Here is a 24153-nt window from a genome sequence, read left to right as displayed (position 1 = left end):
TCATTCAGTGTTTCAGCTTTCAGCACGCGCTGCCATGTTCGAGGGATCACCTTCACGCAACATTTCAACTAAACGCTCTTTCTCCTTCACGCCCGGCGCAATGCCTGCAGTCTCTGCCTCTAACACCACCTCGCCTTCTGCGTTGCGCATTGTCACCTCAGCCCGGCCCCTTCCTTGGCTGTCGACTTCGATAATCATCCAATCGCAGGTAACGGTGTCGCCGGCATACACCGGGCGCTTGAAGCGCAGCGTCATTCCCGAAGCGAGCCAGCCAATCTGGCCACCGATTTCCGTCATCAAACCAGCGGTGAGCAGCCCTTGGCAAATGGGCGCTCTGAAGTTTCGTAGCGCGGCGTAAGGGGTATCGAAATGCACCGGGTTGTAATCCCGTGAAATCAGGGCGAAGTCGTGGATATCTTGTTCCGAGAAGCGACGTGTGAGTGTGAAGCAATCACCTTCGGCCAATCCTGCTGCGGCTCGTTCCCGAAAGCCCATCATGGCTGCACCTCGGATTGATTATCAGTGAAGCAGTGTTCTGCCCCTGGAAACGTGCCTGTCTGCACCTCTGCGGCAAATGCCCGAGCGGCACGATGCAACACACCACGCATGTCGGCGTACTGTTTGACGAAACGCGGCAGTCGCCCGCCTCGCAATCCGACCATGTCTTGCCAGACCAGTACCTGGGCGTCGCAGTCGCTTCCAGCACCGATCCCTACGGTCGGGATGGTCACCGCGCGTGTTATCGCTGCTGCCACCTCACTAGGCACCATTTCAATGAGCAATGCGAAGGCGCCCGCTCGCTCAAAGGCCTGGGCAACCTCCACTAGGCGCAGGGCATCAGTGCCACGCCCCTGCACACGGTAGCCTCCCAATTGATGTTCTGCCTGAGGTGTGAAACCAATATGAGCCATGACTGGGATGCCAGAAGACACCAGCTTTTCCGCCTGCGGCAGCATCTCAAGACCTCCTTCGATTTTCACCGCATGGGCGCCGGCCTGTTTCATGAAACGAACTGCGGTGTGGAAGCACTGCTCAGCAGAGGCCTGATAGGAGCCGAACGGCAGGTCGGCGATAACCAATGCGCGCTGCGTCGCTCGGGTAACCGCGTCGACTAGGGGTAGCAACTCGTCCACGGTCACGGTGAGGGTTGAGTTGTAGCCGAATACGTTGTTGGACGCGGAGTCGCCAACCAGCAATACGGGGATGCCGGCAGCCTCGAAAATTTCAGCCGTGTATGTGTCGTAGGCCGTGAGCATTGCCCACTTCTGGCCGTTCACCTTCATCTGCTTGAGGTGCGGAATTCTCACCTGCCTGGGTTGGAGCGACTCTTTCAAAACGTTATGGGGTGGGCTCTGTTCGCTCATGATCGTGTCCTTCTGGTTCAACCGAATGCCTGCTCAGCGAGCAGAACCAAGCCGACCATGATCATGGCCGCCCCGGAGAAATTGCTGACGAGCAGCGCAGCATGCGGGCGCGCACGAAGCACAGACTCGGAACTGAAACCAACCAGCAGATAAACCACGCCGCAGCTAAAGGCATGAACTAACCCCAACACGATGATCTGCACGGGTACGGGCCAAGCGTAAGAAGGGCTGGCGAACTGTGGCAGCAACGCCAGGAAAAGCAAAAACACCTTCGGGTTGAAGCCACTAATGCACGCGCCCTTTAATGCCCAGCGTGCCCGAGAGGCGGATCTTTCAGCTTCGCCAACCTGAACCCTGGATGGATTGCGCAGAAGGTTGATACCCAGCCAGATCAGGTACGCCGAACCGGCGATGGTCATTGCCAGCATCACGACGGGATGACCTGCAACGACTCCACCGACCCCCGCCGCAACGACCAAAGTTGCCAGTAGATGCCCACTCAACAGTCCACCCACGGCAGGCATAACGACTCGTCCCCGCAAGCCTGCCGAAATGGCATAGGCCCAGTCAGCGCCCGGAGTCATCACGAAAAGGAATGAAACTGCCCAGAATGCGGCAACAACAGTGAGGCTCATATCATCTTCCGAAGAGGCAGCGGCGCTACTGAAAGACCACCACCGGGATTGAGTTCGGAAAAGAAGAATATAGAGGTATGGACAGAATTATCTTTTAAACTGCTCTGTGATCGCCATGATTTTGAGGAGAAAAATAAAATTGGACAGGCTTGATAGAAAGATCCTTGCCGAGTTGCAAAAAGATGGTCGGCTCACGGTTACAGAGCTGGCCGAACGCGTCGGACTTAGCTTGTCTCCCTGCCATCGCCGTGTGCGCAGCCTGGAAGAGTCGGGAGCGATTCAGGGATACCGAGCCCAGCTTGATCTGGCCAGCTTGGGCCTGAATTTTTCAGCAGTCGTCTTCGCCACTTTACGCGAAGGAGATCGCGCCGCTGTTGCCGCATTCGAGGCGGCACTGGTCGATATTCCCCAGATTGTGGAAGCACAGCGCCTGTTCGGTGAGCCTGACTATCTGTTGCACGTCGTTGCACGTGATCTCCCGGCGTTTCAGACGCTCTACGACGAAAACCTTTCGGGGCTGCCCAATGTTCAGCGGTTGACCTCAACCCTTGTGATGAAGCGGGTTATTCAGGACAGGGAGTTACCTTTATAGCTTGCCTGCCTGATGTTCGCTTGTTGCCCGTTGCCGTCGTCCGTGACCTTAACCTGCATGTATTTCAAGGGTTCCGGGCTCGGGGATGTAGGGTAGATGTCGGCGTAGGCCTAGCCGAGAAGCTGCCGAGTCACTTCAGCAATCAAATCGTCCTGACGCTCAGGTACCAGAACAGGCAGAGAGCTACAGCCAGATACGACAAAGCCCGCACAGGGCGGGCTTTGTCGAGGTGTTTCGCAAGCAGCGGTGGGCTGCTGGAAACGGGGATTTGGTCGAGAGACAGGATTCTAACGTCTTTCCTAACCAACTGATTTTACTGGTTCTTTTCGATGGTTAAAAAAGCCGGCATACCAACTGGCATACCATTTGTTTTTCGCGCGTTTTCATCCTGTCCCAGCCGGCCTATAAGGTCAGCCTGAGCCTACAAAAATATTTCGCGCGCAACCACCTGCATCCTCATCTTTGTTCGCGTAGCCGGTTGATCGATTCCTGAGCCTCGAAGCTCACCGCCTCACGAGTATCGGTGATGATGTACAGGATCTCGCTGCACACGTGCTTCGTGTCGGCGCCGGCCAACAGGTCGGCGACCTTCGTTTCGATCTTGTTGAGCCCATTGGTCGCCAGCTGCGCTGTGTCGATGGCGGTGATCAGGTCGTGATGATGAGTGCCCATTATTCTGTCCTTACGTCTGGTGGTTGCATTAACCATAACGGCCGAGTTTCCAAATTCACCCGAAACTGAAAATATTTTCTCGGTCAGGTTGCACACCAGCCTACCGGCACTCTGAAATATGCAACCCCTATCTAGAATGGGGCTCTCAGGGCAGTATGTCTTCGGACAATTGTCGGAATCTGCTGCCGTGATCTGATCAGGCTGGCTCGCTGTCTTGGCTGAGGTAGGTCTCCATCATGCTGTCGATGGGAACCCACATGGCCTGGCGCCGCTTTCCGGTGTGCCCGCACTCGCTGCAGCCCGCATTGCCGTGTGATCCCATGCACCCACAATCACACGCGCAGCCGCTGCAGGTGTCGGTCCACTCTGCTGAGTCGTGAACGATGCCGCGGATGATCGCGAAGTTCTTGCGGCGATCGAGCCGGTGCCCGGCCAGGGCCTCGGCTTCTTCATAGGTGGCTGGGTGGTCGATCGGTGGCCACGGCTTGCCTTCGGGAAATTCCCGCCTGACGACAGTCCCGCTCATCCCGCAGCCCTCCAGTTGATCGGTTTAGTGTGCTGGCAGTGCTGGCACTTCCAGTGCCGCGCGCCGGGCTCGCCGGCGAGGTGCATGCTTTTGTAGTGGCAGCGCGGGGCGTCCTGCAGGCGCTGCTCGAAGGGTTGGCCAGGTAGGATGCCCATGGCGTCGGTACCATCCTGCACAATGGCGTTAGCGGTGCGCAGCACTTGGTCGTCGCTCGGGGTCTGGGCGAGGTTGGCCATCTTCTGGCGGTGCTCGACGCGGACCTTGTCGCGCATGTGGCGCGCCGCGTTGCGCACGGCCGCGGCGGTACCGTGGATGCGCAGCACCAGGGTGAAGACGGTTACCACGTACAGGTTGTCGTAGCGCGGCGTGGCGCTGCGCTCAAGCCAGCGGGGAAGGGTGACTGCTTTCATTGGTATGGCTCCGCATAGTCGACGTCGAAGAAGCCAAGCCGACCCTTCAGCGGCATGAACGGCAGGGGCTTGGGATCTTGCAGCACGAACCCCTTTTCGCCCATGTACCAGCGCGATTTGCTGTGATCGACGGAATCGACCAGCTCGACCGAGCCGATGATGCCGCCACGTTGCAGATCCTCAAAGGGTGGCAGCAGCGTTGCGTCGGTTTGCAGGGCGAAGTCGCGCGCGAACTCGTATTCCTTGCGGGTCATGCCTTGGGCAGCGTGTACCAGGAAGCGACCCCGAAACTTCGTGTGCCAGGTGCGGTTTTCGATGTCCTTGCTTCCGTGGATGATCAGCCAGGCCCAGGGCTGGCGAATGCTCAGGGCTTTCATGGCTGCTTGCTCCCGGTAAGAACTTCGCTGACTATTTCCCAAAGTTGCGCCGGCGACCATTGATAGCGGTCGAAATTGACATCTGGTTCTATGCCGATCAGGCATGAAGAGTGCGCGCCGCTTTGGCCTTCACCGCGCTTGGTCATAACCGTGGCCACGCGGCCATCACCACCTGGCTCCGTGCGGTGGTATCTGTAAGCTTGGCAAAAGTACGTTTCGCCCGCACTGATAGCTTCCCGATCAATTTCGGTCAGGTGAGCACGCCCATCAGGAACCCACGGGCGGCCTCCGCAAGAGGTGCGTGCGCCTTCATGCAGGTACAGCATGTATTCGCCGGCTTCAGCCAGATCTATGGCATAGCGAATGTTCACCTGCTCGCCGACCAGCACACGCGATGCGAAGTTGAAGCGGTGATCGTGAATCGCCGAGTGTTCGAAACAGTGGCGGCGTGGCAATTCCGGATGCCATACGTGCAGGCGCTGGTCAGCAGGTAGCTGGACCTGCACAAAGCCGAGGCCATGCAGGGTGATTTTGTCGGTCATTACGTCATCGACGATCATGGCTGCTCTCCCTGCTGGGCGCGGTGGGCGGCAACCATCGCCTTTGCCTTCGCGTAGTCAGGAAAGGCCGCCAGCATGTAGTCAACCGCATCGCACTGGCCGCCAAGGCCGGTGATCCGGTCGTAACCAGTGGCGATTGCAGATCGATATGCGCACACCATCGAGTCAAGAATTTCCACCAGCCCGGCCACGTCCTGCGAGACTGGCGGGTAGGCATAGAGTGGCCCTTGACGATCAATCCACTCTTGCACCTCCCCACCAGACCACATCTTGCGCAGCATGGTAGGGAATCGCAGGTTCGCCGCCTTCTGCTCACCGCTTACAGCGTGCGGGGCGGCGGCGAGCAGAGTGTCGGCCAGCAGATAGAGGACTGATTCAGCTATCCCGCTTTCGCCTTTGCGCTCAGCTGCGTAACCGGCGCAGGATTGCAAATGCTGCACGACGATGCGATTACCCTGCCTCTCGATACGCCACCCCTCCGGTATCGCCAAGCCCGCAGGCTGTTCCATGAAGAACGCCTGCACAGATGTGCGCATGCGGGTGAAGATGCTCTGCGCTCCCGATCCCAGGCGCGCCGCCTCGTCCTCGATCGCGCTGAATTGGTCGCGGAGGGCTTGCGGTATTGGATGCTTACTCATCGCTCTTCACCCAATCGGTAGGCTGGGCGTGCGGACGAAGGACTTCGCAGATGTCAGCCTCAAGCTCGGAGTGCTGCATTCGGCTCAGCTCGCCGGTGTCGATCACGCGGCGCAGCAGTACATCGCGCTCGGCCAATTGCTGGCGCAGCGCCTCGACGCCGGCGGCGATCGGCCCCCAGTTCGGCACGCCGCCCAGGATCTCGCCGACTTCGCGAGTGATTGCCTGCTGGGTTTTCGCCTCGCCGGCCCATACGCGGGCCTGTAGCAGGATGGCGTCGCGCTGGTTGCTCAGGAGCTCTTTCTCTTCGCCCTCAGCGCGGCCGATATCCCAGAACTGTTTTCCCCAATGGCCAGCCGGAGGAGGGTTAACACCTTGCTTGCCGAACGCCAGGGCGCCGACGATGGTGTCAATCAGGTCCTGTTTGTAGGCGTTTTCGCCGTCGATGCTCAGGCCGTTGCGGCGTAGCGCGGTAACCTGGTCATCTGCGCTCAGCGCAGGGGCTGCGCCGGCCTGGGCGATCAGATCGCGGATGGCGTTGTACTGCTCCTTGGTCAGGTACAGCGGGGTGCGGCCGTCTTCGTAGCGCATAAGTTGGTCGAAGCTGTGTTCGGTGAAATTGGCCAGGCTCTTCAGGGCTGACCCGGTTTTAAGCTGTGCCGGCTGCTCGCTGAACAGATCGGGCTCGTAGGTAGCCCCAACCGCTTCGGAAACGAAGGGCTCTTCAGTGCGGCGACCCCAGACGCAAATCGGGCCGTCCTCGGTGTCGTGGATGGACAACATGAACCAGCCATCGCCGGCCGGCCTTGAAGGCGTCCAAGCGGTGCATTCGACCTGGCCTCCCTCGCAGTAGCGCTCATGCATCTCGAAGTCGTCCGACTCCATATCAGTGGTGGCGGTCTCGATGCCGCGCTCGGTGCAGTAGCTGTCGAACTCCTCACGGGTGAAGTTATCGACATCCTCCCATTCAGGTTCGGTGAAGTACTGCGGGTGGGTGAACCAGCCGTCCTCGTCGCGGACAACCTCGACTGGCAAGATTGGTTTTATGGTCATAGGTCACCTCGCCGCATGGGCGGCAGTAGTTGGTGTGGGATACTGGAAGGGCTGCAGGCCTGCTGGCGCGTCTGGCAAGTTGGGCCGGTGGGCCTGTAGCAATTTGGAATGTGATTGGCTGGCGTGAATGTGCTGGCTGATTACACTTCGGTGAGGATCGACAACGAGAAGGAGCTCGCTATGCCCAACACCATCACCCGCGCCAAGATCTGCCGAGACACGGGCCTCACCGAAAGCCAGGTCGCAGCGTGGATCACGCATGCCGAGTCCTACGTGGACGGAAGTGGCTACCGGCTGTTCTTCAGGGTCGAAACCCCGGGCGAAATCCTTGAGCTGATACCGCCCCTTACTCGTGAGCACGCTCTGATAGTGGCCAACCTCTGAGCTATCCTGTCTCAGCGGTTCTGCCTGAGGTCTGCCAGCTTCCGCGTTAAATCCATCGAGCAACGCTGCAGCGCGCCGGCTTCCACCGGCGTGCGCTTGCCGGCGGACTTCTTGCGGGCGGAGCGCAGCGCCCGGGCGGCGCGCAGGCAGCGGGCCAATTCGAGAATCGTCTGGTCGAGGGTGTGAGCTTTCATTCCGAGGCTCCTGGGGTAATGGCAGGCAGAACCGGCATGCGCACACGCCGATGCGCCGGCCGGTGTGGCGGCAGTAGGTTGGGCAATTAATGGCTTGAAACTGGGGGCGTCGTGATGTCTTACGATTTTCGGAAACCCAGTAAAAAGTAAGGGCTTTGGGCAGGGCAGACTGGTGTGGAAAAAGCCCAAGAGGACGCTGTTGAGGTCGTGACAGCATCATCTGGGCGTCACCAACGCAGAGGCCCGAACCGCCATGAAAGACAACCTTCGCCAGATATTCATCGACGTTATTGTTCAGCTGATCGCCGATCTGATTGCCTGGCTTGTCCAGTGCACTGCTGGATTGCCAGAGTGTTCTGGGCTCTGCTGCAGCCTGGGCTTCCTGACGTGACTGGAGGGACGGGATCACAATTGCGGCTCCGTCAGCAGGTCCGGCCCCGGGGCTTTCGCCCGGGGCAGCGGCAGGTCGTTCTTGCGGAAGTACTCGCGCCGGGCGTCGAGCCAGGCCTTGTAGGCCCAGCCCGAACGCTCGCTGAAGGGGTACGAGTCATCGATCGCTTTGGCGATGCCGTGGGCAAACTTGCCCTCGGCCTCAGCCTGCTGGTGCACTTCGGTCATGTGCTGCCAGCTTGTTGCGTACCAGGTCATGCCGCCACCAGCCTGGGCTGGCTCTCGCCCCATGGATTGTTCGCCCTGGCTATCGCTGCCATCGGCGGCGGGCTGACGCTGTTACCGCACATGTGCACCTGCTCGCTGACGGTGAACTCTCGCCCGTCGTGACCGTGGGTGATGATGTAGTTCGGCGGGAAGCCCTGCGCGGCATAGAGTTCGTGCGGCTTCAGCATGCGCAGGTGGATATCGACGATCACGAACGGGTCGCCGCCGATCCACACGGTGACCAGAGCCAGGCGGTCCTTGGTTGTGATGGTGCTCACCGTGTCGCCCATGCCGACTACGTTCTCGCCCATTCCGTAGTACTTGATCAGGAAGGCAGCACAGCGCAGCGCGCCGGCTTCGTCATCGGGTGACAGCTGCAGCTCGACCAGCGCGGATTTCCCGCCGCCGCCGGCGGTGATGGTCGGCGCCGGCTCGTCCAGGCCCTGGCCGATGCTGTGGCCGAACTGGCGGGAGAGGAAAGCAGTTGCCGCGGCGTGGTGCTGGCCGCCGGCACTGATCGTGTGCAGCGGATCCTGCACGTCGCGCGAGTCGCAGTTACCTCGCAGATGCACCAGGTTGGCGGTGACCAGCTGCTGCTGGCTGCCCTTGTTGGTGACGGTGGTCATCGGGTCGGTTGCAGGCTTCGAATGGGTGGTGTTGTACCCGCCGTTGGCCTGGGCGAGAAATGCCGTGGCCATCGCCCGGTGGTTCTGAGCCAGCAGGCTGCCGATCGGCTGATCCACGCCAACAGGCTTGCCGCCGTACTCGGGACCACCGGCGCCGACCAGTACGGCGCTCGCCAGGGCGTGTTTCACGCCGCCGGCGACCACGGTACCGACCGGCTTATCCAGACCAGGCACGCGAGGCTCCTGCCCGGGGCGCTCGCCGTATCCAGTCTGGATCAGCGTGGCGCCTGCCATGGCGAATGAACCGCCACGCGGCCACGAGGTGACGGTGTTGAGCGGTTGATCGGCGGCCTGCACGTTGCCCACTGACCAGTTGGCGATCGGCACGATGTGCGGTGCGCACACAGCCAGCTCTCCGCGGTTGGCCGCGGTGATGGTGCGCAGTGGGTCGTCCAGACTGTGCAGGCGATCGGCGCCCTGGTGCGTCACCGGCACGATGAAGGGCTTCTTCTTGCCCAGCACTTCACGGTGGATGCCCTTGGCAATCCGGCGTTTGGTGGCTTCGGCCAGCTCTTTCTTGCGCCCGAAGATGCTCTTGCTCGGCACGCTCCAGTCGATGCACTCTGCCGCGGTGCGGTAGGGCCGCTGGCCTTTGCCTGGCTTGGCTGCGTGCGTCGGCGCCGGCCATACGATCGGCTGACCGTCGCGGCGGGCCACCAGAAACAGGCGCTCGCGGCTGGTCGGCGCGCCGAAGTCGCATGCCTTGAGGATCTGGTGTTCAACCACGTAGCCCAGCGCCTGCAGGCTGGCCAGGAAGCGATGCCAGGTACGGCCCTTGTGCTTCGGGTCCGGTACCAGGAACTGGTTGTGCCGTGGCACGCGTTCGCCGGGCTCAGCGATGCGGTTCACCATCTTGTTGGTGGTGGGGCACTTCACCTGCTCAAGCGTCACCACGCGGCCAGTCTTCTTGCAGCGCTTGGCGATCAGCGGACCCCACTGGCGGATCTGTTTCACGTTCTCGAGGCTGATGATGCGGGGCTTGGCGATGCCGGCCCATTTGTTCACCACCCAGGACAGGTCACGAATCTCCTTGCTGCGCGGCTGGCCGCCGGCGGCCTGGCTGTGGTGAGTGCAGTCGGGCGAGGCGTGGAACCAGCCGATCTGGCGGCCGGCGAGCACTTCGACGGGGTCAACTTCCCAGACGTCGGTCTGCAGGTGCAGCGCGCCAGGGTGATTGGCCTCATGCATGCTGATCGCCGCCGGGTTGTGGTTGATCGCGATGTGCACCGGACGACCAAGGCCCATTTCGATACCGGTGCTGGCGCCGCCGCCACCTGCGAACAGGTCGACGTTGATTTCGCTGGTCATGTCGTCGAAGGCCAGGCCGTATTGGGTGCGAAATTCCAGCGGGGTTGGTTTCTTGAAGGAGGTCATTCGACATTTTCCTTACAGAGCAAGCTCGGCCTGGCCACTGCGGTACCAGGTCGGTGCTGAGTTGTGGGATTCGATGCGATCGGCAATCACTGCGGCGCGCTGGCCTGCAGTAGGAGGGGGGTACATGCCGAATCGGGGAATGCTGCCGCCGTTGACTGCCGCGTTGGTGCTGTCAGCGCTGGCGAACGGCAGGCGGCTGAATATCTGTGGATCGAGCATGCGAAGGCCATGTAGCCGACATGCAGGACGGCCTTGGTCATCGCAGATGGCGTTCATCGCCTCGCTGAGACGCTTCCACCACGCGGCTGTGCCGGGGGTTGCCCACTGGCCTGAGCTACCAAGAGCTACGGTGCGCCAAGACCTTGCCAGCCGCTGTAGGCGTTCTACAGACTCGTGCAGGTGCCAGACAGGCACCCCTGGCAAATGGGCTGGCCACTGCTCGAGCAGAAGGTCGTTTGCGGACTCGTCACCGTCAATCACATCGGGAATCAGCGCCCAGTCGAAACCCGGGTGCAGTCGCCAGTCATCGACCCATCGAATGTAACCGTCGACGTCGAGTTGGCCGCCGCGCTTCCAGATGCTGAACGCGCCGTTGTCGAAGCAGAATGATTGGCACACTTCCGCTACGACTCCGATGTCATCCTGACGCGGGAACGGCACGAGCGCGTGCCGTCCGGTCAAGAACTTGGCTGCGTCGAGCCTGCCTCCTCCTACCGGGGTTCCGTGGTAGTGGATCATCACGCCGGAACCCTCACGGTTTCGATCTCAACGCCTTGGTGTACCGCGACGATGTGCTGCTCACCGCCGAAGCGCTGGTGCAGTTGGTCGGCGATCTCCTCGTGGTAGCCGCGTTTGATCAATGCGGTGGCAGTGCGGATGTGCTCGACGTGGATCATTGCTTTGGACTGGATTTCCAGCCTGTAAACGATCTGGTCGCCATCTGCCGGGCACTCAGAAACGAAGGTGTGGCGATAGATGTTCATGCCGCACCGTCCTGCTGCTCAGCATCGAGCAGGGCGAAGAGGTCGGGCATTTCCATTTCACGGGAAGCGGCGGCGCAGTAGGCGGCCATATCTAGGAAGTAGGGCGGGGAGAGTTCGCAGGCACGGCCGTAGCGGCCAAGCTTGATAGCGCGATACGGGGTGGTGCCGATGCCGCCGAACGGGTCATAGACCACCTCGCCCGGCATGGTGTACTGCTCAATGGCACGGTCGACGATGTCGAACTGCAGCGGGCAGATGTGCTGCTCGCGGCCCTTGGCAGCTTGGGTGCTGTTGAGGGTGAGCATGCGGGTGATATCAGTCCACACGTCTGGGTGCCAGCTCTGCGGCTGCAGCAGCATGAAGGTGCTGGGCAACCAGCCGGACTTGTCGACGTGCTCGGCGATCTTCACGTCGTGGCGGAAGTCGTAGACGTTCTGCAGGCTGTGGCGCTTGAACATCTGGAAGATTGCGGCCTGGTCGAGGCCATCCAGATCGTCCGGTATCAGCGGACGGTTACCACCGGATTTCATGTAGCCGTGCGCGTCGAACTGCCAGCGCGGGCGGGTGTAGGTTTCCTTGTCCTTGACCACCGGCAGGTCGGCGTAGCCGTTGCTGCGGTCGGTCGGTGGTTTGCGAAACAGCAGCAAGTACTCCGGCATGCCGGCTCCCTGGCGCGAACCATCCTTGCATTGCTCAGTCCAGCCCAGGCGGTATGTCTGGTTGTTCTCGCGCACCACGTCGGTGGTGATGGTCTTGCGGGCCAGGAAGCCGAAGCCGCGTTTGCGGAACGCTGCGACGCACTGATCGCTGAACGGATCCACTACCTGAAAACCCAGGCCGGAGATGCCGCTGGGGGTGATGCGGTCTTTCACGTGGATAGCGGCGACGCGGCCGGGCTGAAGCACGCGCAGCAGCTCGGGGATCAGGAAGTCCATTTGCTGCCAGAAATGCTCGGCGTCGTCGGTGTGGCCGAAGTCGTTGTAGCTGGGCGAGTACTCGTACTGGTTGCCGAATGGGATGCTGGTGCAGATCAGGTGCACGCTGTCGGCTTCCATCTGCTGGGTCTCCAGCACACAGTCGTTGTTCACGACGGTGTAGCGCTCGCCGGAGGCCTCGACGCGCTGCACGCCAAGCGAGCGCGCCAACTGGCTGGCCATGGCTGCGTGCGCCAGGCCGAATTCGCGGATGATCTGGGTCATTTTCTGTGCCTGCTGGTCGTGCTGATTCCACTTGCGCTCGAGCTGGCGGCGGATGTCGCGCTCGGCCTCGGTGTAAATCAGGTCTATGCGGACGCGCTTGGTCTGGCCGAACCGCTGGATGCGGTGCACGGCCTGGATGAAGTCGCGAAATTTGAAGCCGATGCCCAAGAACACGGCCTGGTGGCAGTGGCGCTGGAAGTTGCAGCCGGCGCCGGCGATGACGGGTTTGGCGGCCAACTCTGGGAACTTGCCGTCGCTGAATTCGACGATCAGCTGCTCGCGGTCATCCAGCGGCTGACTTCCGTAGACGCTGACGACGCCCGGGATGGCTGCCTCGATCGCGTGGCGCTCTGCTTCCAGGTCGTGCCAGATGAGCCGGTGGGCGTCAGGATTCTCGGCGCGGATCTGCTGCAGGCACGCGATGCGCGCCGACAGGCTGCTGCGCTTCACCTTGGCGGCGTCCTGCACGCCAATCGCTGCATTGGCGAACAGGCGGCCCTGGCCATCCTTCTCGGCGCCGGCCTGGCTGTGGTCGCTCGGCAGCTCGTGCCAGTGCAGGTCGAGTTCCGGCAACTGGTATCCGTCATCGCTGAAGCCCAGGTCACTGGGCTTCTGGACGAACAGCGCCCAGCTGGCCACCCACAGCCAGAACTCCTCTTCCTTGTGCGGGTGGATGGTCAGGCTGTCGGCCTTCTCGCTGTTGCGCTTGAAGAAACGGGTCTTCGCTGCGCCGATATCCATCACACCCAGGTAGGCGGCGTAGGCCAGCAACTCGATGTAGTCGTTCGGCGATGGGGTGGCCGTGGCCACGAACCGATACCGAATACCCTCGGACTTCACGCCGGCCTGGCGGTCGTCGCCTGCGAACAGCCGCATGAATTCGCGGAATGTCTTCGACCCGCCGAACCCGCGCAGGCAGTCGGCCTCGTCCAGGCTGGTGGCTACGAAGTGACGCGGGTCCAGCTTCCCGTCGCGAACGGTCTCGTAGTTGGTGAGGTAGACGCCGGTGGCGTCCGCCTCCTCGATGCTGCGGATGAAGCGCGGCGGCTCGGCCCAGCCCAGGCGCTCGACCGCATCGCGGCGGAACTCCTGGCGCACGCCCAGCGGAATGGTGATCAGCCCGCGGCCGCCGGCATGCTCGGCAGCCAGGCGTACAGCTTCCAGCTGGATCACGGTCTTGTGCAGGCCGAAGCTGGCGAACAGCGCGCGCCGGCCGCCAGCCAGCAGCCAGGGCACGATGGCCCGGCAGTGGGGCTTCATGCGATCGCTTACCAGCTCCGGCAGCACTTCGAAGCCGTAGGTCGGCGCCACACAGACCTTCTGCTGCAGGAACTTCTCGTAGCAGACGGTCATGCCGAGGCCTCCGCGGGATGGCCAAGACATTCACCCTTCGAGCCGACATGGTCGCAGCTCGGAATCACCTCATAGCCCTTTTCGGCGCACTGACGGGCGACGGTTAGCACCTCTTCGCCAGTCAGCGGGCGACCAGTTGCCCGGTCATGTAGGGTGCCGTCAAGCGCCCTGGGGCGGCGCGCACGGGCGATGACGTATGTTATGGCGAGGGAAACGTGGAACGTGGTGGCTTCGCGGATCATGCCGGCACCCCCGCATTTTCTGTGCGCCACTGCTCGAAGCTGATCGGCGTGTTGCCGGCAGCAAGGAAGCCCTGGTACTGCAGGTTCAGCTCCAGCGATTCCAGCAGCAGGGCCTGGCGCGCTTGGCCGGCCAGATGCGCCTCGATTGCCCGGACAATCTCGGTGTTCATGCTGGTGTACTGGTCACGTGCCATCTGCTCTACACGTGCACGCATGCCATCAGGCAAGCGAATTACGAACTTGTCGGCGTTGCGGGAATTAGTCATGGCCGATTACTCGTACAGGCCATAGCTGAAGTCCTGCGGATCGCAGTCGACTACCAACTTGGCGTTGCCGAAGTAGAGGGCGGCGATGATCCGCTCCCACTTGGTATTGATGCGCATGGCCACGCCGATCTTCTTGTCGTCGAGCTTTGCCGAGTAGACGTCGCAGATCTGATCGGACTCGCGCCACCGATCGCCGGTGTCGCGTTCTTCCTCGACCCGCATATGCACGGCGTGCTTGAGCTGGTATTCGCTCCGTCCGCTTCGTTGGTAGCCAGCCGATATGAAGGAAGATTCCGGCTCGGGATCGAAGTACAGGTGTATGAACTTGGTGCCGTACTGCTCGACTTCTTCCAGGCGAACCTCAGGCGCTTCCCAGCGGTTTTCGGCTGCCTCCTCCTTGTGGTCGTCGATGAAGGCCTGGATCAGCTCACGCAGTCCGTACTCGGCCTTCAGCACACCACCATCGCTGAAGATTTCATCAATCGCTTTGTGGGCGTTTTCGACCAGGCTCGATTCCACGCCGAGGGCGCTCCAGCGTTCTTTGAGCGCGTTGGAGATCAGGGCGTTGTAGCGGTCCAGTTCTACGAAGTCGCTTACATTGGCTGGCAAGGCCGCTTTCACGGCCTCCTTGATCATCTTGGTGAAGTCGCCGTAGCTGCGGAACGTGTCGTCAATGACCTCTTTGAACATTTTGTCGATGCCCGCGTCGATCAGCTCGGCCGGGCGCGCGCTGGCGGTATAGGCCAGGATACGATCGGTGAGCAGTTGCTGCAGAGTTTGCTGAGTCATGGTGTTTCCCTCGGAATGGTCGAAGTCGTGTGGTCGGGTCAGATACCGGTAGGGATGTCTTCGCCGCCCAGCGCTTCGAGCAGCGCCGGTAGGAATTCGCGGAAGGTGAGCATCATCAGGACGAAGGAGGCGTCGAACTGGCTGGCGTCGTCATCGCCCCCGTCGTTGCTGGCCTGCTCTTGCAGGAGGTCTTCGAACTTCAAGCGGCTGATGACCAGCTTGTCGTCGAGTACGAAGGACACCTTGTCCTGCCAGGCCATCGACAGCTGGGTGACCTGCTTGCCTGCACTGAGGTGCACCTGGATCTCTTCGCCGGTGAGGTCTTGATGCTTGGCGGCGATGGAGCCGCCGTCTTCGTGGGTGTCGCGCAGGAACGCCTGATCCAGCAGGTGGAAGTCGGCCGCGGCCTGCTGGGTCTTCAGCCAATCAGTGAGGGTGGCGGAGGGCGCGATCTTCACGGTGATGGGACGCACCGGCAGGCTGCCGATCGCTTCACGCAAGGTCGACAGCAGATCTTCGGCGGCTTTGGGGCTGCTGGAGTTGACCAGCACCAGGCCCTCGGCCGGCATGATTGCGGCGAAAGTGGCCTTCTTGCGGGTGAACGCGCGGGGCAGGAACGCCTGGATGATCTCGTCCTTGATCTGGTCGCGCTCCTTCCGGAACACCTTGCGGTTCTGGTCGGCTTCGATTTCCTCGACCTTCTCGCGCACGGCTTCGGTTACCACGCTGGCGGGCAGCAGGCGTTCTTCCTTGCGGGCGGCGATCAGCAGGAAGCCCTGGGCTTCACGCACCAGGGGCGCGTCTTCGCCTTTGCCATAGGGCGAGACGAAGCCATAGGTGGCCAGCTCCTGGCTTTCACAGGGGCGGGCGGGCTTCTGGCGTAGTGCCTGTTCGAGCGCTTCTGTTGTGAACTCGACAGCTTGGGTGAGGCGGTAAATCAGGAGATTACGAAACCACATAGTGATGATCCTCAGGCTGCGTTAGGGCGGTTGGTGAACGAGAAGTCGTGCGCACGGCAGATGCGGTCGAGGCGGTCGCAACCGATCTTCAGTTGGCGGGATGCGGCGTAGCGGGACAGGCCAATGAAGGCCATGGCCTTGGCGCGCTCGACCAGCGCGCTGTCGTCGGCGGTGGTGCCGAACGGGCGGCCACCCTTGCGGGCAGCCTTTTGCGATTGCTCTTCACGACGCGCCGGGGTGATGACGGTCATGCTGGATGCAGTCCATTGGCGATTGCTGAGCGGACGCTGCTCGATTGGTGACTCAATGACCTGCACGGCCCCAGATTTGGCCATCATTGCCGCCAGCCATTGGCGATCGGCTTCCTTGGATGACGGGGTCGGCAGGTTGAGTGTTGTGAGATGGTGCATGGCTGATTCCTCAGTGAATCGCGACGGAGTTCAGGAACTGCTGGCAGACCTGGCGGGCGAACAGGCAGCGCGGGATGTCGAACAGGCCGAAATGGCACTCGTCGGGCTGCAGCCCCATCTGCTGGCCGAGCCAGGCATAGGCCGCAGAGCGCGACATGTGGCCGTCACGCCAGATCCGTTCGAATGGTTTCTTGCTGCTGCTGCGCGCAAGGCGTAGCGGCTTGTTGGCCAGGGTGCCCAGCGGCAGATCGGTGCCCGGATGCAGGCCGATGTAGGCGAAGCAATCGCGGCAGAGGTAGGCGTAGGGCCACTCGCCGTAGCTGGTGCCGTTGTAGATGGCGGCGTTGTCGACCAGCTCGATGCGCGTGCCCTGGCAGCAGTTGCACTGGGTCGGGATTGGCAATGCGTCCCGAATGCGCAGCAGACGGCGGCGGCTCACCACCGGCAGCGGAGCAGGGGGCACGATTGGTTCGGGGCTGTGGGCGCGCGGATCGATCATGGTCGACGCCTCAGGCTGCTGCTGGCATAGCAACGCCCTGCAGGGCGAAGTAGATGCGGGCGCAGGCGAGGGCGTCAGGCATGGCGCGGTGCGCCTCGGTCAGATCCTCGCCGGTGAAGTGCTTGTAGGCCTCGGCCAGGGTGGGGAGCTTCTTGCCGGGCAGGTTCAGCACCGGGCGGGACTCGTAGCAGGTGCAGAACTTCGTGGTGGAGGTCTTGAACGAGTCGGCTAGTTCTTTGCTGTGGTAGCGGGCGATGGCGATACGGGCGATGCGATCGTCGAAGGTGGCGTTGTGGGCGGCGCGGATGCCAGCGCGGGCATGGATCGACAGGAAGCCTTCGAGGGCTTCGATTTCCGGGATGCCTTCGTCCATGGCCTGCTCCATGGTGATGCCATGGATCGCCGTCATCTCCTCGCTGATCTCCCAGCCGGCCGGGCGGACGATGGCCTGGAAGCGGTCGATGATGTTGCCGGAGGCGTCGCACAGCAGGGCGGCAACCTCGACGATATGGGGCTGGTGGCCGGCTTCGCTCGGCTGTTTCCAGTCCGGGATGCCGGTGGTTTCGAAATCGAATACGTTGGTATCAGTGCTCATTTTGCTGACTCCAGGGTGTAGGAACCCCAACCCACGCCGGAAGGCCGGCGCGGCGGGCAATTCAGGGTTGGTTAGGCGGCGCGGTTGACGGGCTGGGCGATGACGCCAGGCAGTTCCAGGGCGGCGCGCTTGTCGTTGGCCAGGCTGTCGAGGGCGAGCTGGTCGATGATCAGCAGATCTTCAGTGCCGTAGCCGGCGGCGATCGCTGCGATGAGGGCGGACTTGTCGGTAACGACGGCGCGCCACTGGCGGTTGTCCTGGGCGATGCGTTTCGCAGGAGCAGGCTCGGTGACAACTGCCTTCGCTGCGGCCTCGGCAACCGGTGCAGGGCTTTCTTCGGTGGGAACAGCTGGCAACAGGGCAGCGCGCTCACGCTCAAGCTGCTCGCGCTGCAGGCGCATTTCTTCCTGTTGGCGCTGGATATCCTGCTGCTGGCGCTGCATTTCCGCCTGCTGCTCGTCGAATTTGCGTTGCAGCTCAGCGTGCTCGGCCTCTGCCTTCTGGCGCGCCTCCTCGGCAACCTCGAATTCCAGGCGGTCGGACAGCATCTGGGTCAGCTCGTCCATGGCGTTCTGGCGTGCGGCCACGGCTTCCTTGGTGAGGTCGTAGAAGTCGTGCATCGCGTCGATCTCGCCGACGCGGTCGAGCATGTCGGTGATTTCCTGGCTCGACTTGCCGCGCACCAGGCCGGGCATGGCCACGATGGCGTCGACCTTCTTCTGCAGACGCGCGATTCGTTCCTGGCGCTCGCGCTCGATGCGATCGTCGACCAGCTTTTTGGCTGCCTTCATCGGATCTTCCAGGGCGACCAGCGCGGTGGTGATGCGCTTGGCCTCGGCATCGAGGATGCGGCCGGCCTGAAGGTGTGGCTCTTTGGCGGCCTTGCGGGCGGCTTCGAGCTTGGTGCGCAGGCCGGTCAGCTCTTTGATGCCATCCTTGACGAAGGCATAGCCTTCCTCGGTGTTAGCATCGGGCACGGTCTGGTAGCGCTCGCGCAGGCTGGCGAGGGCAGCATCGGTTTTGCTGTATTCGGCTATGTTGACTTTGCCGGTCTTCAGATCCACGTCATTGGCGATAGTCATGGCGGTTACTCCGGGGTGGTGAGACGTGCGGATGGATATTTCTCGTCGAGGAAGGCCATGCGCTCAGCCGCCGCCTCGTTGATGCGTTGCTCGATGTCGCTTGGGTCGTAATTCACGACCTCAGCTTTTTCGCGCGCCTTGGCGCAGACGTTTTTGCGGAGCGCTTCCAGGGCGCGCTGGTTGTTGGCCTTGCCCAGGATCTGGATCTGGGTTTCGACCCAGTTGCGGAATTCGGCCTTGGCTTCGCTCAACACTTCCTGAGCGCCGTCTTCGCCGGCTTCCTCGAGGCGCTGTTTCAGCTTCAGGCCTTCGAGATAAACCTCGTCTTCGAACATGCCCAGGTGCACGTCAGCGCTGAAGCCAACGAGACTCAGGGATTTCTTGATGGCGTCAGTGAGGCTTTTCTTCGGCGCGTCGAAGTCGGTGTATGGGCCGAACTGGCTCTTGCGAACGAACGGAGTGTGACCGTAGTGGGTCACGTGGTTGCGCTTGCCACCGCGGACGTACCAGAGCTTGATCTGGATGGTGTGCACCTGCTCGTAACCAAGCAGGATGCCGTCCTTGCCGGTGATGGGGGCGCCCTGATCGAAGCGATCAACCAGAATGTCGTAGCCCCAGCCCTTGCCGATTGGGCCGAATGCCTCGGTAGCACGCTGCACGATGTACATGCCGTTGATGCTGGTGACGGGGCGGCCGTCCAGTTGCTGGGTCTTGGTGTACTTCTTGTCGGTGGTTTTCACCGAATCCCACAGCTGCATATGCGGGTTGGATTTTTCCAGGGCCATGGTGGCTCTCCTATGCCGCGACGTTTGCGCGGGCGTTCTTGCGTTGTTCGATCCACCCTTCGATTTCATCGAGGGGCCAGGCAACTGGTGCGCTGCGCGCGTCGGAACCGCCGATATCGACGGACTTGGGGAAGGTGCCGGCGCCCATGCGGCGATAGATCGTCGCGCGAGACAGGCCGGTCATCTTCAACACCTCCGGCAGGCGGATAAGCGTGTTGGCTGGTGTGGCTGTGGACATGTGGGTCACCAATTGGCGATGCGATCGGCCAGGCCGAGCGCGACAATGAAAACGATGAAGAAGCCGAGTGCTGCGGCGAAGCTGCGCCAGAGCACGATGCGTCGGGCTCGCTGGTACTGGGTCATGGCGCGCACTCCCCGCTGATCAGGTACACCTGGATGGCGTCCATCAGGCTCGTATCACCGGCGAAAAGGATCACCAGTAAGGTCAGGCAGACGCAGAACACGCTGTCACTCATGCCGGCACCTCGCAGGTGATGAACCAGGTGCCGCGGCGGCGCACAGTGCGTTTGATCTGTGCGGGGCTGGTGAGCCCTGCCGCGATCGCCAGGGCCATTGCCTGGGCGAACTGCTGGCCGGTAAATGGCTTAAGCACGGCGAGCCTCCTGGTTGTCTGCGATGTCTGCCTGACGGCGAAAGTCGTCGTGCTCGGCATCGGTGATCAGGTTTTCGGCATACGCCAGCTCGATCATTCCGGTGGCATAGGCGAAGTTGATGGCGCGGTGCTGGACGCTGGCGCATTGACTGCGCGCCAGGTCGGCGATCGCGCGGCGGATGAGGCGGCGGGAAGTCTCAGACATGGTCGAAATCCCACTGGCGATACAGTTGGCCGCCTTCGCCGGCGTACAGCTCGGCTTCCGCTTCTTCTTCCTGCTCTTCAGTGCTGAGCGGGTCGAGGTAGTCCGGGGCGCGAGGATCCAGGCGAGTGCGCCATTCGTTGTGAGTGTTCACTGGGGCAGCTCCTGCACCAGGGCGGTAGCGATGCGGCGCTCGACTTCAACAGCCACGAACAGCTCTTGGCACTTGTCGACGTGCTGGCGCAGCCACTTCAGAGCTTCACCCTGCAGGCTGTTGTCGCGGTGAATTCGGGAAAGGCACAGAGCGACAGTGGTGTCACTGTCCAAGCTGGTGGCGCAGAAATCGGCGAAGGCACTGCACAGGGCAGGATCGCCTTGCTGGATCTCGTTCACGACAATCAGCTTCAAGGCATCCAGCGAACGGACGCGCTGCTGTTGACGATCCAGCTCGCTCAGGATGACTGAGGGTTGCTTCTTTGCTGAGTCGATGATGCTTTGGCTGAGGTACATAATTGCGCTCGCTGCTTGCGTGGTACGCCATAAATTAGACGTCCCACGCCAATGGCGTCAAGCGCATTTTTTTCGCAGGCCAAAAAAAACCCGCCAGCGGCGGGTTTGTTTTATCGGCTTAGATCTACACCAGCTTCTCCAATTTGGAGATAACAACACCAGAAATCGAGGCGTCTTCATGGATCTGGATGATGGGCTCAGGCCATGAGGGGTTGAGCGCCTTTAAGTACTGCTTGGCGCCTTCGATGACGAGTTGCTTGAAAGTGGCTTCTTGATCGTCATCCAATTTTGCAATGATCAGCGACTTGTTAATCGCGGGCCGATCGGGATCCACAAAGATAAAGTCGCCATCGCGAAAAGACGGTCGCCCGTGCGGGTTGTACATGGATTCGCCGCGAACCCTGAGAACGTAAGTCCTTGGCCCGTGCGCCACAGGGCAGGGTATCCACTCCTCTGCGTCGCCTACTGAATAAACGTCGACCACTTCATTCCAGCATCCCGCTTGCACCCATGAGATCAGGGGAACCATGCCCCTGATGCGTGGGCCATCCTCAACATTGGGAGGCTCAGTGGTGCTTATGTTGATACCCAATGCATCGAATGCGGCCGCCAGGGGCGTGGAGTTCATCGCCTGGGTGCCGCGTTCAACGCGCGAAAGATTGCTCGCATCGAATTCCACTCCACGGCGGGAGAGTTCATCGACGAGCTGTTGAAGCGTCCAGCCCTTGGCCTTCCGCGCATTTCTGATGGTCTGTCCGAAGTTCATGTGTGCATTTTTTCAGTGGATTGCGGCTGACGCAAAGCGTACGGCGCCATTTTTCTTGCATTGGTATTGCGTCCGACGCACACTTATTGGGAGATCAACTGAGCGAGACTCGCTATGACTCCCTTGAAAAAAGCCAGATTGAACCGCGGCTGGCGCCTCAGCGATGTGGCGACCCGCCTGGCCGACCATGACTGTTCGCTTGATGCCGCGAACATATCCCGGATTGAGCGGGATAAGCAGAAGGCCTCTCCCTCCATTGCGGAAAAACTCTGCCTGGCATTTGGCGGTGAACTCACAGAACTCCAGATCCTTTACCCCGAACGGTTTATGGAACCTGCCCCGAAAGCGGTGGCATGAGGAGCGATGCATGTTTCCCCCTGTGAAAGAGAACGAAATCAAAGCCCGATTCGATGACGAAACCCTCGACCGGATCCTGGAGCAGTGCCGTAAGCAGCGGAAACGCCGCGCGGTGCTGATCCGGGAAATTGTCGAGCGTTGGCTCGATGAAGAAGAGCGTAAGGCAATTAGCAATGCGGCCTGAAGGCCCGCGGGAGGCCCTGTTGAGCAGTACAACACCAAGCGCCGGTCGAGACCTGGTTGCCCAGGCGATCGGCGAGATGACAACGGGCGAGCGAACGCGGCTTGAAGCTGCTGCGCGCGCGGCTGGGCTCACGGTTGAGCAGGCTGTTGTGATGGTTGTCAGCGCATCGCTCGCAGGTGAGGGGCGCTGATGGATTGGCTCAGGTGGTGGCACGGGACTGTAACTGACCCGAAATTTCAGCGCATTGCACGTATGGCCGACTCGACTGTTGGCGAGGTGCTGGCTGTATGGGCGTGCCTTCTTGAGAGTGCAAGCTCGGTGCCGGAGTGTGACGCGACTGTGACGCCTTGTGACGTCACATGTGACGGAGGTGACGCCCCTGTGACGGCTGTAACGCGCGGTGACGTGTCGAATTTCGACTGTGACGATCACGATGTTTTGTTGGGCTTTTCCGATGGCAAATGCGCACGGATCGTTGCCGCGCTGACTGAGCGGGGAATGATCTCTGCAGGCCGGCTGGCAAGTTGGGATGAGCGTCAGCCTGCGGTTCGTGATTCCTCGGGCAGGCGCCAGAGCTCAAGTGCGGCGCGGACTGCAGCCTATAGAGCGCGGAAAAAGGCGCTGAATGGTGTGACGCTCGGTGACGGTCACAGTGACGACACTCCTGTCACAGGTGACAAAAGTGACGCTGGTGACGCACCAGAGAAGAGAAGACTAGACAAGAGTAGTAACCCCCCTAGCCCCCCTGTTGGGGGAAAGGCGCCCGGCAAGGCCAGTCGCAAGCCGCAGCCGAAGGCCAAGGCCGCTGCGCCTGCCGTGAAGTCGGATCGGGCCAAGCCCAAGCGTGCCTTGCCACTGCCGTTCCTGATGTCTCCCGAAATGCTCGCTTGGGCTGCCAGTAAGGCGCCTGCGGTGACGCTCGACCGTGAAACCGAGCGGTTCATCGATTACTGGACTGGCCAGGGCGGCGTGAAGGCTGACTGGCCCGCTACCTGGCGCAACTGGATGCAGCGGGCGCAGGACGATCTGGAGCGACGTGGCTTGGCCAAGCAAGCGGCGAAGGGCGACGGCAGTGACACGAGCTGGATTCACGAGGAGGACGGCGTATGAAGTCCGCCACCGAAGTGCTGAAAGTGCTGCCTAACCTGCCCGCTGCGCAGGTGGATGATCCCCGGGCACGCAAACCCACCGACGAGACCGCACGCATCGTAAACACGCTGTTCGATGAGCTGCGGTCGATCTTCCCAGCCTGGAAGCAAGCTTGGCCGAACGATGCAGCGGAGAAGCGAGCGAAGCGCACCTGGGTGAAGGGCTTCATGCGAGCTGGTGTGACGACGGTCGAGCAACTGCGCTATGGCATCGAAGCCTGCCGGCTGATGGATACCGACTTCGCGCCCAGCGTGGGCAAGTTCGTGAAGCTGTGCGTGCCTACGGCGGCAGATCTGGGCATTCCCTTGGATGACCACGCCTGGCGCGAGGTGGTGCGCAACTGCGCCAACCCTGGCCATCACACGTGGAGTCACGAGGCTGTTCGCCTGGCTGGCTCGTCTGTGGGCTGGTTCAACTTGCGCTGCAGCAGCATCCCCGAGGAGACGCTGCGCAAGCGCTTCGATCACGCGTACTACCAACTGCGCCGGCGCCTGGCCATGGGCATGCCGCTCGAGGAGCCGCGCCAGGGCATTGAAGACCAGAGCGGGCAATTGACGCCAGAGCAGGCCGATCGCCGTGGCGAGCAGGCAGTGCAGCACCTCATGCGCGTGCAGGGCCTGGACAAGATTTCTGGCGAGGAAGCTCGCCTGCAACTGCTGCAGAAGATGCGTATTCGACGTGGGGAGGTGGAGTGATGGCCGTGCCTAAAGACAATGAGCCTTTGGCGAAAATGGCTCCCGGATACCGTGAGATGCTGGAGCTGGCGGCGAGGGCCGCCGGTTACGAGATCGTGATCGATGAATTCACCTTCGACTACGACATCTGGCTTGGTGACGAGTGCTGGGATCCTCTTACGTGTGACGGCGACGCGCTACGGCTGGCAGTGAAGCTGGAAATCAACATCTTGCCGACCATGGAGCAGGCGAGCTGCCGCAATCCGGAATATACGGGCTGGATCAACGAGGATGCTTCGCGCGATCCGTTCGCTGCCACCCGCCGCGCCATCGTCCGTGCTGCCGCTGAGATTGGGAGCGCGATGCCATGACGAGCACAGCGACAGCCACAACAAGTAAGACAACAGCCAAGGCGG

The 24153-nt window shown here is 61.5% G+C and carries 38 protein-coding genes; 8 read left to right on the top strand and 30 right to left on the bottom strand.

Translation table 11 applies throughout. The annotated features are described in order from the left end of the window. Positions 1–12 precede the first annotated feature (12 nt). Genes BLR94_RS01285 through BLR94_RS01275 form a run of 3 tightly spaced genes read right to left on the bottom strand, consistent with a single transcriptional unit; the run spans position 13 to position 1999 of the window. Positions 13–498: a MaoC family dehydratase gene (locus tag BLR94_RS01285; RefSeq protein ID WP_084305518.1), complete on the bottom strand. Its 486-nt coding sequence runs from the start codon at positions 496–498 to the stop codon at positions 13–15. Then, complete coding sequence (gene panB, locus BLR94_RS01280) at positions 495–1364, bottom strand: 3-methyl-2-oxobutanoate hydroxymethyltransferase (protein ID WP_084305798.1); 870 nt, start codon at positions 1362–1364, stop codon at positions 495–497. The genes BLR94_RS01285 and panB overlap by 4 nt, the downstream gene beginning before the upstream one ends. A 17-nt stretch (positions 1365–1381) precedes the next feature. Continuing rightward, positions 1382–1999, bottom strand: a complete 618-nt coding sequence (locus tag BLR94_RS01275) for a LysE family translocator (RefSeq protein WP_084305516.1) — start codon at positions 1997–1999, stop codon at positions 1382–1384. 139 nt (positions 2000–2138) lie between these two features. Here BLR94_RS01275 and BLR94_RS01270 point away from each other — a divergent pair, with 139 nt between their 5' ends. Further along, positions 2139–2591: an Lrp/AsnC family transcriptional regulator gene (locus tag BLR94_RS01270; protein ID WP_084305796.1), complete on the top strand. Its 453-nt coding sequence runs from the start codon at positions 2139–2141 to the stop codon at positions 2589–2591. A gap of 456 nt (positions 2592–3047) precedes the next feature. On the opposite strand, the gene BLR94_RS01265 is transcribed toward BLR94_RS01270, so the two are convergent. The 7 genes from BLR94_RS01265 to BLR94_RS28275 all read right to left on the bottom strand — a co-directional run bounded on the left by BLR94_RS01265 (position 3048) and on the right by BLR94_RS28275 (position 6825). After that, positions 3048–3263 (bottom strand): hypothetical protein, encoded by a 216-nt coding sequence (locus BLR94_RS01265; protein ID WP_084305514.1) that lies wholly within the window; start codon positions 3261–3263, stop codon positions 3048–3050. Positions 3264–3459: 196 nt separating this feature from the next. Beyond that, positions 3460–3789 carry a hypothetical protein gene (locus BLR94_RS01260; protein WP_084305512.1) on the bottom strand — a complete coding sequence of 110 codons (330 nt, stop codon included), beginning with the start codon at positions 3787–3789 and terminating at the stop codon, positions 3460–3462. After that, a complete protein-coding gene (locus BLR94_RS01255) occupies positions 3786–4199 on the bottom strand; it encodes a DUF7740 domain-containing protein (protein ID WP_084305511.1) in 414 nt (137 codons plus the stop codon). Before BLR94_RS01255 ends, BLR94_RS01260 begins: the two co-directional genes overlap by 4 nt. Further along, the gene (locus tag BLR94_RS01250) at positions 4196–4576 is read right to left on the bottom strand and encodes an ASCH domain-containing protein (RefSeq protein WP_084305509.1); all 381 of its coding nucleotides are present in this window, start codon (positions 4574–4576) and stop codon (positions 4196–4198) included. The genes BLR94_RS01255 and BLR94_RS01250 overlap by 4 nt, the downstream gene beginning before the upstream one ends. Next, positions 4573–5136, bottom strand: coding sequence for a hypothetical protein (locus BLR94_RS01245; protein WP_084305507.1), 564 nt, complete (start codon positions 5134–5136; stop codon positions 4573–4575). The genes BLR94_RS01250 and BLR94_RS01245 overlap by 4 nt, the downstream gene beginning before the upstream one ends. Then, complete coding sequence (locus BLR94_RS01240) at positions 5133–5774, bottom strand: hypothetical protein (RefSeq protein ID WP_084305505.1); 642 nt, start codon at positions 5772–5774, stop codon at positions 5133–5135. The genes BLR94_RS01245 and BLR94_RS01240 overlap by 4 nt, the downstream gene beginning before the upstream one ends. After that, complete coding sequence (locus BLR94_RS28275; RefSeq protein WP_084305503.1) at positions 5767–6825, bottom strand: hypothetical protein; 1059 nt, start codon at positions 6823–6825, stop codon at positions 5767–5769. Before BLR94_RS28275 ends, BLR94_RS01240 begins: the two co-directional genes overlap by 8 nt. Positions 6826–7005: 180 nt before the next feature. On the opposite strand from BLR94_RS28275, the gene BLR94_RS01230 reads away from it, so the two are divergent. Continuing rightward, positions 7006–7209 carry a hypothetical protein gene (locus tag BLR94_RS01230; RefSeq protein WP_084305794.1) on the top strand — a complete coding sequence of 68 codons (204 nt, stop codon included), beginning with the start codon at positions 7006–7008 and terminating at the stop codon, positions 7207–7209. An 11-nt stretch (positions 7210–7220) separates the two neighbouring features. Here the strand turns inward: BLR94_RS01230 and BLR94_RS01225 are convergent, their stop codons facing one another. Next, a complete protein-coding gene (locus tag BLR94_RS01225) occupies positions 7221–7403 on the bottom strand; it encodes a hypothetical protein (protein WP_084305501.1) in 183 nt (60 codons plus the stop codon). A gap of 253 nt (positions 7404–7656) precedes the next feature. Here BLR94_RS01225 and BLR94_RS27460 point away from each other — a divergent pair, with 253 nt between their 5' ends. Then, entirely contained in the window at positions 7657–7794 is a 138-nt protein-coding gene (locus BLR94_RS27460; protein WP_167359694.1) for a hypothetical protein, read from the top strand. 14 nt (positions 7795–7808) lie between these two features. Here the strand turns inward: BLR94_RS27460 and BLR94_RS01220 are convergent, their stop codons facing one another. The 19 genes from BLR94_RS01220 to BLR94_RS01135 all read right to left on the bottom strand — a co-directional run bounded on the left by BLR94_RS01220 (position 7809) and on the right by BLR94_RS01135 (position 21373). Continuing rightward, positions 7809–8051: a hypothetical protein gene (locus tag BLR94_RS01220; RefSeq protein ID WP_084305499.1), complete on the bottom strand. Its 243-nt coding sequence runs from the start codon at positions 8049–8051 to the stop codon at positions 7809–7811. Next, the gene (locus tag BLR94_RS01215) at positions 8048–10120 is read right to left on the bottom strand and encodes a DNA cytosine methyltransferase (RefSeq protein WP_084305498.1); all 2073 of its coding nucleotides are present in this window, start codon (positions 10118–10120) and stop codon (positions 8048–8050) included. Before BLR94_RS01215 ends, BLR94_RS01220 begins: the two co-directional genes overlap by 4 nt. A gap of 12 nt (positions 10121–10132) precedes the next feature. Beyond that, entirely contained in the window at positions 10133–10858 is a 726-nt protein-coding gene (locus BLR94_RS01210; protein ID WP_084305496.1) for a hypothetical protein, read from the bottom strand. Beyond that, positions 10858–11103 (bottom strand): hypothetical protein, encoded by a 246-nt coding sequence (locus BLR94_RS01205; protein ID WP_084305494.1) that lies wholly within the window; start codon positions 11101–11103, stop codon positions 10858–10860. The genes BLR94_RS01210 and BLR94_RS01205 overlap by 1 nt, the downstream gene beginning before the upstream one ends. Further along, a complete protein-coding gene (locus BLR94_RS01200) occupies positions 11100–13655 on the bottom strand; it encodes a DNA methyltransferase (protein WP_084305492.1) in 2556 nt (851 codons plus the stop codon). The genes BLR94_RS01205 and BLR94_RS01200 overlap by 4 nt, the downstream gene beginning before the upstream one ends. 238 nt (positions 13656–13893) lie before the next feature. Further along, a complete protein-coding gene (locus BLR94_RS01190; RefSeq protein ID WP_084305488.1) occupies positions 13894–14163 on the bottom strand; it encodes an Arc family DNA-binding protein in 270 nt (89 codons plus the stop codon). Between the two features lie 6 nt (positions 14164–14169). Then, positions 14170–14952 carry a hypothetical protein gene (locus BLR94_RS01185; protein WP_084305486.1) on the bottom strand — a complete coding sequence of 261 codons (783 nt, stop codon included), beginning with the start codon at positions 14950–14952 and terminating at the stop codon, positions 14170–14172. 38 nt (positions 14953–14990) lie between these two features. Further along, entirely contained in the window at positions 14991–15911 is a 921-nt protein-coding gene (gene rdgC, locus BLR94_RS01180) for a recombination-associated protein RdgC (protein ID WP_084305485.1), read from the bottom strand. A gap of 11 nt (positions 15912–15922) precedes the next feature. After that, positions 15923–16321 carry a hypothetical protein gene (locus tag BLR94_RS01175; protein ID WP_084305483.1) on the bottom strand — a complete coding sequence of 133 codons (399 nt, stop codon included), beginning with the start codon at positions 16319–16321 and terminating at the stop codon, positions 15923–15925. A 10-nt stretch (positions 16322–16331) separates the two neighbouring features. Beyond that, positions 16332–16820: a zinc-finger-containing protein gene (locus BLR94_RS01170; protein ID WP_084305481.1), complete on the bottom strand. Its 489-nt coding sequence runs from the start codon at positions 16818–16820 to the stop codon at positions 16332–16334. Between the two features lie 10 nt (positions 16821–16830). Further along, positions 16831–17415, bottom strand: coding sequence for a 3'-5' exonuclease (locus BLR94_RS01165; RefSeq protein WP_084305479.1), 585 nt, complete (start codon positions 17413–17415; stop codon positions 16831–16833). A 71-nt stretch (positions 17416–17486) separates the two neighbouring features. Continuing rightward, a complete protein-coding gene (locus BLR94_RS01160) occupies positions 17487–18497 on the bottom strand; it encodes a DUF1351 domain-containing protein (protein ID WP_084305477.1) in 1011 nt (336 codons plus the stop codon). A 5-nt stretch (positions 18498–18502) separates the two neighbouring features. Continuing rightward, positions 18503–19282: a hypothetical protein gene (locus BLR94_RS01155; RefSeq protein WP_084305475.1), complete on the bottom strand. Its 780-nt coding sequence runs from the start codon at positions 19280–19282 to the stop codon at positions 18503–18505. Between the two features lie 10 nt (positions 19283–19292). Next, positions 19293–19520, bottom strand: coding sequence for a helix-turn-helix transcriptional regulator (locus BLR94_RS01150; RefSeq protein ID WP_084305473.1), 228 nt, complete (start codon positions 19518–19520; stop codon positions 19293–19295). Between the two features lie 234 nt (positions 19521–19754). After that, complete coding sequence (locus tag BLR94_RS27455; RefSeq protein ID WP_167359693.1) at positions 19755–19895, bottom strand: hypothetical protein; 141 nt, start codon at positions 19893–19895, stop codon at positions 19755–19757. Then, on the bottom strand, positions 19888–20100 hold the full coding sequence (locus tag BLR94_RS01145) for a hypothetical protein (protein ID WP_084305471.1): 213 nt from the start codon (positions 20098–20100) through the stop codon (positions 19888–19890). Before BLR94_RS01145 ends, BLR94_RS27455 begins: the two co-directional genes overlap by 8 nt. Continuing rightward, entirely contained in the window at positions 20093–20251 is a 159-nt protein-coding gene (locus BLR94_RS27450; RefSeq protein WP_167359692.1) for a hypothetical protein, read from the bottom strand. The genes BLR94_RS01145 and BLR94_RS27450 overlap by 8 nt, the downstream gene beginning before the upstream one ends. Next, positions 20248–20607: a hypothetical protein gene (locus tag BLR94_RS01140; protein WP_084305470.1), complete on the bottom strand. Its 360-nt coding sequence runs from the start codon at positions 20605–20607 to the stop codon at positions 20248–20250. Before BLR94_RS01140 ends, BLR94_RS27450 begins: the two co-directional genes overlap by 4 nt. Positions 20608–20731: 124 nt before the next feature. Beyond that, on the bottom strand, positions 20732–21373 hold the full coding sequence (locus tag BLR94_RS01135; protein ID WP_084305468.1) for a helix-turn-helix domain-containing protein: 642 nt from the start codon (positions 21371–21373) through the stop codon (positions 20732–20734). Positions 21374–21487: 114 nt separating this feature from the next. On the opposite strand from BLR94_RS01135, the gene BLR94_RS01130 reads away from it, so the two are divergent. The 5 genes from BLR94_RS01130 (at position 21488) to BLR94_RS01110 (ending at position 24108) form a co-directional block, all read left to right on the top strand. Next, positions 21488–21730, top strand: coding sequence for a helix-turn-helix domain-containing protein (locus tag BLR94_RS01130; protein ID WP_084305466.1), 243 nt, complete (start codon positions 21488–21490; stop codon positions 21728–21730). A 10-nt stretch (positions 21731–21740) separates the two neighbouring features. Then, positions 21741–21914 carry a hypothetical protein gene (locus BLR94_RS27445; RefSeq protein WP_167359691.1) on the top strand — a complete coding sequence of 58 codons (174 nt, stop codon included), beginning with the start codon at positions 21741–21743 and terminating at the stop codon, positions 21912–21914. Positions 21915–22319: 405 nt separating this feature from the next. Next, on the top strand, positions 22320–23024 hold the full coding sequence (locus tag BLR94_RS01120) for a hypothetical protein (protein WP_139207401.1): 705 nt from the start codon (positions 22320–22322) through the stop codon (positions 23022–23024). Further along, entirely contained in the window at positions 23021–23758 is a 738-nt protein-coding gene (locus BLR94_RS01115) for a replication protein P (protein WP_084305461.1), read from the top strand. The genes BLR94_RS01120 and BLR94_RS01115 overlap by 4 nt, the downstream gene beginning before the upstream one ends. Further along, entirely contained in the window at positions 23758–24108 is a 351-nt protein-coding gene (locus tag BLR94_RS01110; RefSeq protein ID WP_139207400.1) for a hypothetical protein, read from the top strand. Before BLR94_RS01115 ends, BLR94_RS01110 begins: the two co-directional genes overlap by 1 nt. Positions 24109–24153: the final 45 nt, after the last annotated feature.

Origin of the sequence: Phytopseudomonas flavescens (genome assembly GCF_900100535.1) — a bacterium.
Classification (GTDB): Bacteria; Pseudomonadota; Gammaproteobacteria; order Pseudomonadales; family Pseudomonadaceae; genus Aquipseudomonas; species Aquipseudomonas flavescens.
Note: the sequence above shows the minus strand (reverse complement) of the source record. Positions and strands in the feature narration are given on the sequence as shown.